Genomic DNA, 9,151 nt, shown 5'->3' with positions numbered 1-9,151 from the left:
CACGCCGACTTAAAGGCGATCCCGCCGCGACGACGAAGTCGGCGCCAAAAACACAGCTGGTGACCTACCTCCCCAACTCCACCCCACCAAACCTCCGCGACAGCAAACCCGAGCCATATAACCCCTCACACCCCAGCCGGCCCAAGAAACGTCCCGCCAGTAGCGTCCACAACCTGCCCAGTCACCCACCGCGAATCCGCCGAAGCCAGAAACGCGACCACATCAGCGATGTCAGCCGGATCAGCGACCCGCCGCAACGCGGACGCCCCCGCCGTCCCCGCCCGCATGCGCTCGTCGGCGAACATGTGCGCGGTGCGTTCGGTCGGCGTCGGGCCGGGCGCGACCGCGTTCACCGTGATCCCCCGCTGGCCGAGTTCCTGCGCCAGGGTGCGGGTGAAGACGTCAAGCGCGCCCTTCGTCATGCTGTAGGCCAGCTCGAACGGCAACGCGATCCGCGTGTCCCCGGACGAGATGTTGACGATCCGGCCGCCGTCCCGCAGCACCGGCAACAGTCGCTGCACCAGGAAAAACGGTGCCTTCACGTTCACCGCGAACACCCGGTCGAAGTCCTCCGGCGTCGCCGTGGTGATCGACCCGGCTCCGGTCGCCGCATTGTTGACCAGGATGTCGAGCGCAACCTCGCCGGTGCGTTCGCGCAGCTCCGCCGAGAGCCGGTCGACCAGCGTCGCCGCGTCCCCGTCGACGCCCAGCGTCGCCTGCACCGCGAACGCTTGCCCGCCGTTTGCTTCAATCGCCGCGACAGTGTCCTTGGCTGCCTCTTCGTCACTGCCGTAGTGCACGGCGACCAGCGCGCCGTCGTTCGCCAGCCGCGTCGCGATGGCCCGGCCGATGCCCTTGCTGCCGCCGGTGACCAGTGCGATCTTCTTCGTCATTTCTTGCTCCCCTGAAGTGGTGTGAACTTCGATGTCCACACTTTCGGGGAGTCCGCTTACCGGGCGCGCACGAAGCGCTGACGGGTTCGGTCAGCGCTCAGCCAGGCTTCAGCCGGTACCAGACCTCGGGCCGCCCGACCTGCCCGTATCGCGGTTCGCGCTGCGCCAGCCCGTTGTCCGCCAAGTACTCCAGATACCGCCGCGCGGTCACGCGGGACGCTCCGATCGCGCTCGCCGCACCACCGGCGGACAGCCCTTCGCCAGCGCCGGCCAGCGCGTCGGTGATCGCGTCCAGCGTCTCCGCGCTCATGCCCTTCGGCAGCGGCGCGGACTCGGTGGTGCGCAGCGTGCCGAGCGCACGGTCGATCTCCGCCTGCCCGGTGACCTCGCCGGACGCCTCGCGGAACGACGCGTAGCGCTCCAGCTTGTCCCGCAGCGAGGCGAACGTGAACGGCTTCAGCAGGTACTGCACAACCCCGACCGAGACCGCCGCCTTCACCAGCGCGAGGTCGCGCGCGGACGTCACCGCGATGACGTCGATCGGCAGCCCGGCCGCGCGCAGCGAACGGCAGACCGCGAGGCCGTGCGTGTCCGGCAGGTAGAAGTCCAGCAGGACCAGGTCGACGGGCTCGCGTTCGCAGAACCGCAGCGCCTCGCCGCCGGAATGCACCACTCCGGCGACCACGAATCCGGACAGCCGCTCGACGTACAGCCGATGCGCCTCGGCCGCCACCGGCTCGTCTTCCACCACCAGCACCCGGATCACGCCGACACCTCCTGCCTCGGCAACCGTACGGTGAACACCGCGCCGCCGTCGCGTCCGACGTCAATGGTGCCGCCGTAGCGCCGGACCGCCTGCACGACCAGCGCCAGCCCGAGACCGTGCTCGTCGCCCGCCTTCGTCGACCAGCCCCGGCGGAACATCTCCCCCACCGCTTCCTCCGGCACGCCCGGGCCGTTGTCCGCGACGCGCAGCAGCAGACCGTCCTCTTCGGACCGTGCGGTGACCACCACCGCCGGGCGCGCGCCGGATTCCCGCACCACCGCGTCGATTCCGTTGTCGATGAGGTTGCCGAGGATCGTCACCAGATCCCGTCCGGCGACGCCGGGGCCGAGGTCGTCGATCATCGTGTCCGGCGTGATGGTGAACTCCACGCCGCGTTCGCTCGCCTCCGCGGCTTTGCCGAGCAGCAACGCGGCCAGCACCGGTTCGGCGACCGCGGTCATCACGCGATCGGTGAGCTCCTGTGCGAGCGCGAGTTCGGCGGTCGCGAAGTCCACAGCGTCCTCGGGACGGCCTAATTCCACCAGCGACACGACCGTGTGCAGCCGGTTCGCGGCCTCGTGCGCCTGCGAACGCAACGCTTCGGCGAGGCTGCGCGCGGTGGTCAGCTCGCCGGTGAGCGTCTGAAGTTCGGTGTGGTCGCGCAGGATCACGACGGTGCCCTGCGCGCGACCGCCAGAACTGACGAGCGTGGTGCTCACGACCAGCACCCGCGAGTCGGTCAGATGCAGTTCCTCGGTGCGGTTTTCCGGCGCGGTGAACGCGGCCGTCAGCTCGGGCGACAGCCCCAGGTCGGCGAGCGGCTGCCCGACCGGGTCGCCGCTCAGCCCGAGGAGCGTGCGGGCGCCGTCGTTGCACAGCCCGACCCGGCCGTCGCGGTCGACCAGCAGCACGCCCTCGCGGACCGAATGCAGCACCGCTTCGTGGTACTCGAAGAGATTGCTCAGCTCAGCCGGGGCGATGCCGCGTGTCTGCCGCTTCAGCCGCGCGCTCACCAGCCAGCCCCCGCAGGCGCCCACTAGCAATACTGCCGCCGCGACGCCGAGCAACGGCCAGACGCGCTCCTGCACCTCGGCCGAGATCGCCGCGATCGTGATGCCCACCGCGACAAGCGCGACCACCCGGTGGTTCGCGTCGAACACCGGCACCACCACGCGCACTGACGGACCGAGCGAACCGGTGTAGGTCTCGGACACCACGCCGCCCTGTTGCGCCGCTTCGATATGCCCGAGGAATCGCTGGCCGATCAACGCCGGATTCGGGTGTGTGTAACGGATTCCTTGCGGCGACATGATCGTCACGAAGTCCACCCGCGTGTCCACGAGCACCCGTTGCGCGTACGGCTGCAGCTCCGCGGTCGGGTCGGCGGTGGCCGCCGCGCGCGCGACGTCCGGCGCGTCGGCGATCGAGCGGGCCACCGCGAGCGACTGTTCCCCGGCCCGGTCGGTCGTCGTGCGCCGGGCGTCGAGATAGGCGATAGTGATCCCGCCGGAGACGAGCACGAGCAAGATCGCCAGCTGCAGCACCAGCAGCTGACGGGCCAGGCTCCAGCGGCTCGTCCGGATCCGAGGTGTCGGGGGCACCCGCTCATACCAGCACACACCCGGGTCCGGCGGCACTCCGGCGCCGCCGCCGGGAAGTCCACACCGGACTCCTCCCGCCGCGAACTCAATGAACACAACGGTGACGCCGGTCATATCCGCCCCGCATAGTGACCCGCGTTCCCCCCACCCGAGCTGGAGGCAACGGTGCCTACACCGACCCCCGAGTCCCACACAGCGGCCGTGCCCAAGCGCGACCGCACGCGTTACCTGTACCTGGCCGTGATCGCCGCCGTAGTGCTGGGCGTCGCGGTCGGGCTGCTCTGGCCGTCCGTCGGCAAGAGCCTCGCCCCGCTGGGCACCGGCTTCGTCAACCTGATCAAGATGATGATCTCGCCGATCATCTTCTGCACCATCGTGCTGGGCATCGGCTCGGTCGCGAAGGCGGCGAAGGTCGGCAAGGTCGGCATCACCGCGCTGGTCTACTTCATCGTGATGTCGACGTTCGCGCTCGCGATCGGGCTCGTCGTCGGCAACCTGCTGCACCCGGGCAGCGGCCTGCACCTCAACCCGGCCGACGTGTCGAAGGTGCACCAGCAGGCCAAGGGCGAGGGCGGGGTCGACTTCCTGCTCGGGATCATCCCGAAGACCTTCGTGTCCGCGTTCACCGAGGGCCAGGTGCTGCAGACGCTGCTCGTGGCGCTGCTGGCCGGGTTCGCGCTGCAGAAGCTCGGCAAGCGCGGGGAGCCGATCCTGCGCGGCATCGAGCACATCCAGCGGCTGGTGTTCCGCATCCTGTCGATGATCATGTGGGCCGCCCCGGTGGGCGCGTTCGGCGCGATCGCCGCGGTGGTCGGCGCGACCGGCTGGGGCGCGCTGCGCAGCCTGCTGGTGATCATGCTCGGCTTCTACCTGACGTGCCTGGTGTTCGTGTTCGGCGTCCTCGGCGCGGTGCTGTGGCTCGGCGCGCGGGTCAACATCTTCAGCCTGCTGCGCTATCTCGGCCGCGAATTCCTGCTGATCCTCTCGACGTCCTCTTCGGAATCCGCACTGCCGCGGCTGATCGCGAAGATGGAGCACCTCGGGGTCAGCAAGCCGGTCGTCGGCATCACGGTGCCCACCGGGTACTCGTTCAACCTCGACGGCACCGCGATCTACCTGACGATGGCGACGCTGTTCATCGCCACCGCGCAGGACCAGCCGCTCGCGCTCGGCGAGCAGATCACCTTGCTGCTGTTCATGATCATCGCGTCGAAGGGCGCGGCGGGCGTCAGCGGCGCCGGCATCGCGACCCTGGCCAGCGGCCTGCAGTCGCACCGCCCGGAACTCGTCGACGGCGTCGGCTTCATCCTCGGCATCGACCGGTTCATGTCCGAAGCCCGAGCGCTGACGAACTTCGCGGGCAACGCGGTCGCGACCGTCCTCATCGGATCGTGGATGAAGGAATTCGACCGGGAACGCTCGCAGCAGGTGTTCGCCGGGCAGGCGCCGTTCGACGAAGCCACCCTGCTCGACGAGCACGTCCCCGCCCCATCCCCCGGGGACAGCCGCGAGCAGGAGAAGAGCGCCGCGCTGACCTAGCGTCACCCGCGCGGCCGCGAAGTGTGCCGTGGTGCGAGCCTCCCCCTGCTCGCACCACGGCACACTTTTTTGTCCGAGCGCCGGGCGTGCGCCAGCCCCTGCCGAGCCGGCGTTCCCGCGCGCTCGTCACGGCATTGCGCTCGATACTCGCGCGCAGCCATGTCGAAACTCCCGCCGCGACGCCGCGGCGGGACGGCGCGCTCGCCGAGGTCCATTGAGCGCGCCGTGCACCGGTCAGACCTTCTCGGCCAACTGTTCCCGTTCCGCCCGGCGCGCGGCGGCCTGACGCAGCGCCCGGGCGGCCGCGAGCGCGAACACCAGCATGGCCACGAACATCGCGGTGGCCACAAAGGACGGTGTGCCGAGACCGCCGCCGGTCTGGAGCCCGCCGAGCACCGCGACGCCGAGCACGGTGCCCGACTGCCTCGCCGCGTTGAGCAGCCCGCTCGCCAGCGCGGTGCGGCCGGCGGGCGCGGTCTCCATCACCAGGGTGATCTGCGGAACCGCGGAAAGCCCGAACCCGCAGCCCAGCAGGAAAAGCGCGACGCTCAACGGCACCATGCCGCTCCCGCCGAACAGCGCCAGCGCCGCCCCGCCCGCCACGGTGAGGACCAGCCCGGCGACCAGGACCCTGGCCGGGCCGATCCGGCCGACGAGCCGCCCCGCCACCAACGGCATCAGGGTGATGGGCAGCGCCGAGGGCAGGAAGCTCAGCCCCGCTTGCCACGGCGCGAAATGCCGCACGTCCTGCAGATAGACGCTGAGCACGAACACCATGCCGTAGTAGCCGGCGAAAAGCAGTACGCCCACCGACGCGAAACCGCGGAAACCGGGCGCCCGCAACAGATCCGCCGGAAGCATCGGCTCGGCGGCCGTCCGCTGCCGGACCGCGAAGGCCGCTCCGGCGGCCACGGCGACGGCGAACGCGATCACCGGCAGCGGAGCCGTCCAGCCCTGCTGATGGCCCTCGGTCAGCGCCAGGGCGAGGCCCGACAGGATCAGGACGGCCAGCAGCTGGCCGGGGACGTCCTGCCGGCGGGATTTGTTGGGAGCCAAGGCAGGCAGGCCCCGCTGGGTGAGCAGCAGGGCGATCGCCGCCAGCGGGACGTTGACGTAGAAGATGCTTCGCCAGCCCAGGGTGTCGACGACCAGCCCGCCCAGGATCGGGCCGAACGCCGCGGGGCTGCCGGCCACCGTGGCCCAGACCGCGATCGCCCGCGCCCGCGCCTTGGCGTCGGTGTAGGCCGCGGTGAGCACCAGCAGCGAGGACGGAACCAGCAGGACCGCGCCGAGTCCCTGCAGCATCCGCGCCGCCACCAGGAACGGCCCGTTGGGCGCGACCCCGCACAGCGCCGAGGCGATGCCGAACAGCGCCACGCCGGCGCGGAAGATCTTCGAAGCGCCGAACCGGTCGCTCAGCGCGGCGCCGGCCAGCAGCAGGCTCGCCAGGATCACCACGTACCCGTCGACCACGAGCTGCATGGTGTCGATGCCGGTGCGCAGGCTGGCCTGCATCGTCGGAATGGCGACGTTGACGATCGTGGTGTCCACGATGATCATGCCGTATCCCAGGCAGACGGCGGCCAGCACCTTGCCCGGTCGTACCCCAGTGTCGTTGACCACGACGGCGAGATTAACACCCAATAGTTGGGTGCACAACGATTGGACTGTCCTCCGATGTCGCTGTGGTTCAATCTGGGAGTCGAACGGAGGACACATGACTCGAACCACCGGGACCGAGGGGCGGCCGCTCGTCCCCGAGGAGCTCTCGGACCGGGTCGACTGTCTGCTGAGCAAGGTCGCCGAAGCCGTTCGCAAGGACACCGACGCGACCTTCGCGTCCCTCGACATCCGCGGCGCGCACCACAGCGTGCTGCGCATGCTCGGCGTGTGCGGGCCGCTGGCGCAGAAGGATCTCGCCGCCCGGCTCCGCGTGGACTCGAGCACCATCGTCGACCTCGTCGACCAGCTGGAGGGCCGGGGCCTGGCCGAGCGCCGCCGCGACCTGAAGGACCGCCGGGTCTACCTGGTCGAGCTCACCGAGAGCGGGCAGCGCCTGCTCGCCGCCGCGGACGAACGGGTCGGCGGCCTGCGCCGCGACGTCTTCGCCGCGTTGTCGGCGGCGGAGTACGAGCAGTTGCGCGGCCTGCTGGACAAGCTGTCGACGCGGTGGACCACGAGCGCCTGACGCGCTCACAGCACCATCAGGTCCGTCGCCACCACGACCTCGCCGCCGAATTCCCGGCGCGCGGCCGACTTCCACACCTCGTCCGGCACTCCGTCCGGCGGGAACAACGACGTCAGCACCAGCGTCGCGACCCCGGCCTCCTCGGCGGTCCGCGCCGCGTCGCCGACCGTGCTGTGCGCCCGCAGCATGCGTTCGCGGAACGCCGGTCCCCCGAAACCGCCCGCGCCGTCTTCCAGCGCCGGCGGGTAAACCGCTTCGTGGACAAGCACATCCGCTCCCTCGGCCAGCTTCGCCAGGTTCGCGCAGTACGCGGTGTCGCCGGAGAAAACGACCGACCTGTCCTCGGTGTCGAAGCGATAGCCGAACGCGGGGACCACCGGCGGATGGTCGACGAGCGCGGCGGTGACCCGCACCCGGGCGTCCTCGTGCACGACCCCGGGGCCGGAAATCTCGCGCTCCCGCAGGAACGGCCGCAGCGGCGGGCGCCCCTCGTCCCGGATCCGGGTCGCGATGTCGTAGGCCTGGAAGCCGAAGAAGTGCCCGACCATGTCCGCCAGCGGCGGCGGCCCCAGCACGTCGACCGGCGCGCGCAGCCGGGACCACGCCGCCTGGAAGAGGAATCCGAGATCCGCCGTGTGATCGGAATGCAGGTGCGTGACGAACACCGCCGCGAGCGAGCCGAGCGGGATCCCGGCCGCCACCAGCTGGCGGGCGACGCCGTTGCCGCAGTCCACCAGATAGGTCGCCTGCCCGGCCCGGACCGCGTGGCAGGGCGCGCTGCGGCCGGGTTTCGGCGTCGGTCCCCCTCCGGTTCCCAGTGTCACGACTTCGGTGCGCATCCGTCCTCCTGTGCGTTCATCGCGAGGAGCAGCCGAAAAATGCGGACTGCATGGGATTTTGCGAACAACCGTCGCCGAGCCGCCGGCTCCGGGTTCAAATGGGGTGACGATCTCCCCCGACCTTCGGAGGCTAGCGCATGCCCGAACAGCCCCGCCGTGAACCGGCGCCGGTCCCGGTGGCGCACCTTGCCCAGAACGAGGGAATCTTCGGCCCGGTCGCCGCCGCCCGGCGCGCGATCGCCGAGGCGGCCGGGCGCGGCAACCGCTACCCGGAGGCGGGCACGGGCGCCCTGCGCCGGGCGATCGGCGCGCGGTACGGGATCCCGGCGGAGCGGATCGTGGTGGCCGCGGGCAGCACGGCGGTGATCCATTACCTGTCCCTGTGCCTGCTCGGCCCCGGCGACGAGGTGGTGTTCGGCCATCCGACGTTCGTCGCCTACCGGCTCGAAACGGCGAACCGGGGCGCCACCGCGGTTCCGGTGCCGCTGACCGAACACGGCAGTTACGATCTCGACAGCCTGCTCGCGGCGGTGACGCCGCGGACGAAACTGGCCTATGTCACCAATCCCAACAACCCCACCGGCGGAATGGTCGCCCGCGACGAGGTGCGCGCCTTCCTCGACGCGCTGCCGGCACACGTGCTCCCGGTGATCGACGAAGCCTACTTCGACTACGTCGAGGATCCCGGATATCCCGACTCCATCAAGGAATTCTGCTCGGAGGACCGGCCGGTCGCGGTGCTCCGGACGTTCTCGAAGATCTTCGGCCTCGCCGGCCTCCGGGTCGGTTTCGGGGTGCTGCCCGCGGAAATCGCCAAAGCCGCCCGGAAAATCCAGGTCCCCTACGACGTCAACGGGCCGGCGGCGGCCGCGGCGCTGGCCACCCTCGACGCGCCGGAGCACGAGATAGCCGAACGCCGCGCGGCCACCGCCGCGGGCCGGGAGCTGCTGGTGTCCCGCCTGCGCGCGCTCGGCTTCGCCCCGCTGCCGAGCGTGGCGAACTTCGTCCAGGTGCGGGTCGGCGACGCTCGCGCGGTCGCCGAATCGCTGGCGGCCGAGGGCGTCTTCGTCCGGCCGCTCGGGTCGTGGGGCGCCCCGGACAGCATCCGGGTCACCATCGGTCCACCGTCCGAAATGGACAGATTCGCCGAAGTGTTCGGCAGGGTCGCGCGGAGGACTCCCGCGGACAGCTGACGCCAGGCATCCCCCGCGCCGCCGCGAGTTCCGCTCGCGGGGCGCCGAGCCGTGCGCCCGGGAACGCGAGCGCCCGGAGACCGGCCGCGCTCGCGTGCGGTCGCAAGGCTTTCTACCGGAAACGACCGGTCG

Annotated in this window: 8 protein-coding genes; 3 read left to right on the top strand and 5 right to left on the bottom strand. The window is 70.8% G+C overall.

Going from position 1 to position 9,151, the window contains the following annotated elements; translation table 11 throughout:
• Positions 1 to 125: 125 nt before the first annotated feature.
• The 3 genes from ABD156_RS41440 to ABD156_RS41430 form a co-directional block, all read right to left on the bottom strand.
• On the bottom strand, positions 126 to 893 hold the full coding sequence (locus ABD156_RS41440; RefSeq protein ID WP_344286528.1) for an SDR family NAD(P)-dependent oxidoreductase: 768 nt from the start codon (positions 891 to 893) through the stop codon (positions 126 to 128).
• 97 nt (positions 894 to 990) lie between these two features.
• Positions 991 to 1,659, bottom strand: a complete 669-nt coding sequence (locus ABD156_RS41435; RefSeq protein WP_344286526.1) for a response regulator — start codon at positions 1,657 to 1,659, stop codon at positions 991 to 993.
• Positions 1,656 to 3,260 (bottom strand): sensor histidine kinase, encoded by a 1,605-nt coding sequence (locus ABD156_RS41430; protein ID WP_344286523.1) that lies wholly within the window; start codon positions 3,258 to 3,260, stop codon positions 1,656 to 1,658. Before ABD156_RS41430 ends, ABD156_RS41435 begins: the two co-directional genes overlap by 4 nt.
• Before the next feature lie 165 nt (positions 3,261 to 3,425).
• On the opposite strand from ABD156_RS41430, the gene ABD156_RS41425 reads away from it, so the two are divergent.
• Entirely contained in the window at positions 3,426 to 4,799 is a 1,374-nt protein-coding gene (locus ABD156_RS41425) for a cation:dicarboxylate symporter family transporter (RefSeq protein WP_344286521.1), read from the top strand.
• Positions 4,800 to 5,033: 234 nt separating this feature from the next.
• On the opposite strand, the gene ABD156_RS41420 is transcribed toward ABD156_RS41425, so the two are convergent.
• On the bottom strand, positions 5,034 to 6,422 hold the full coding sequence (locus tag ABD156_RS41420) for an MFS transporter (RefSeq protein WP_344286519.1): 1,389 nt from the start codon (positions 6,420 to 6,422) through the stop codon (positions 5,034 to 5,036).
• A 94-nt stretch (positions 6,423 to 6,516) separates the two neighbouring features.
• Here ABD156_RS41420 and ABD156_RS41415 point away from each other — a divergent pair, with 94 nt between their 5' ends.
• Entirely contained in the window at positions 6,517 to 6,987 is a 471-nt protein-coding gene (locus tag ABD156_RS41415) for a MarR family winged helix-turn-helix transcriptional regulator (RefSeq protein ID WP_344286517.1), read from the top strand.
• A 5-nt stretch (positions 6,988 to 6,992) separates the two neighbouring features.
• Here the strand turns inward: ABD156_RS41415 and ABD156_RS41410 are convergent, their stop codons facing one another.
• A complete protein-coding gene (locus ABD156_RS41410; protein WP_344286515.1) occupies positions 6,993 to 7,826 on the bottom strand; it encodes an MBL fold metallo-hydrolase in 834 nt (277 codons plus the stop codon).
• 137 nt (positions 7,827 to 7,963) lie between these two features.
• Here ABD156_RS41410 and ABD156_RS41405 point away from each other — a divergent pair, with 137 nt between their 5' ends.
• On the top strand, positions 7,964 to 9,019 hold the full coding sequence (locus tag ABD156_RS41405; protein WP_344286513.1) for a pyridoxal phosphate-dependent aminotransferase: 1,056 nt from the start codon (positions 7,964 to 7,966) through the stop codon (positions 9,017 to 9,019).
• Positions 9,020 to 9,151 lie beyond the last annotated feature (132 nt).

It is taken from the genome of Amycolatopsis albidoflavus, assembly GCF_039525725.1.
Classification (GTDB): Bacteria; Actinomycetota; Actinomycetes; order Mycobacteriales; family Pseudonocardiaceae; genus Amycolatopsis; species Amycolatopsis albidoflava.
Note: the sequence above shows the minus strand (reverse complement) of the source record. Positions and strands in the feature narration are given on the sequence as shown.

What these genes read in the sequence shown, in the direction of transcription:
- ABD156_RS41440 (WP_344286528.1), bottom strand. Translation starts at nt 893, where the DNA reads ATGACGAAGAAGATCGCACTGGTCACCGGCGGCAGCAAGGGCATCGGC.
- ABD156_RS41415 (WP_344286517.1), top strand. Translation starts at nt 6,517, where the DNA reads ATGACTCGAACCACCGGGACCGAGGGGCGGCCGCTCGTCCCCGAGGAG.
- ABD156_RS41410 (WP_344286515.1), bottom strand. Translation starts at nt 7,826, where the DNA reads ATGCGCACCGAAGTCGTGACACTGGGAACCGGAGGGGGACCGACGCCG.
- ABD156_RS41405 (WP_344286513.1), top strand. Translation starts at nt 7,964, where the DNA reads ATGCCCGAACAGCCCCGCCGTGAACCGGCGCCGGTCCCGGTGGCGCAC.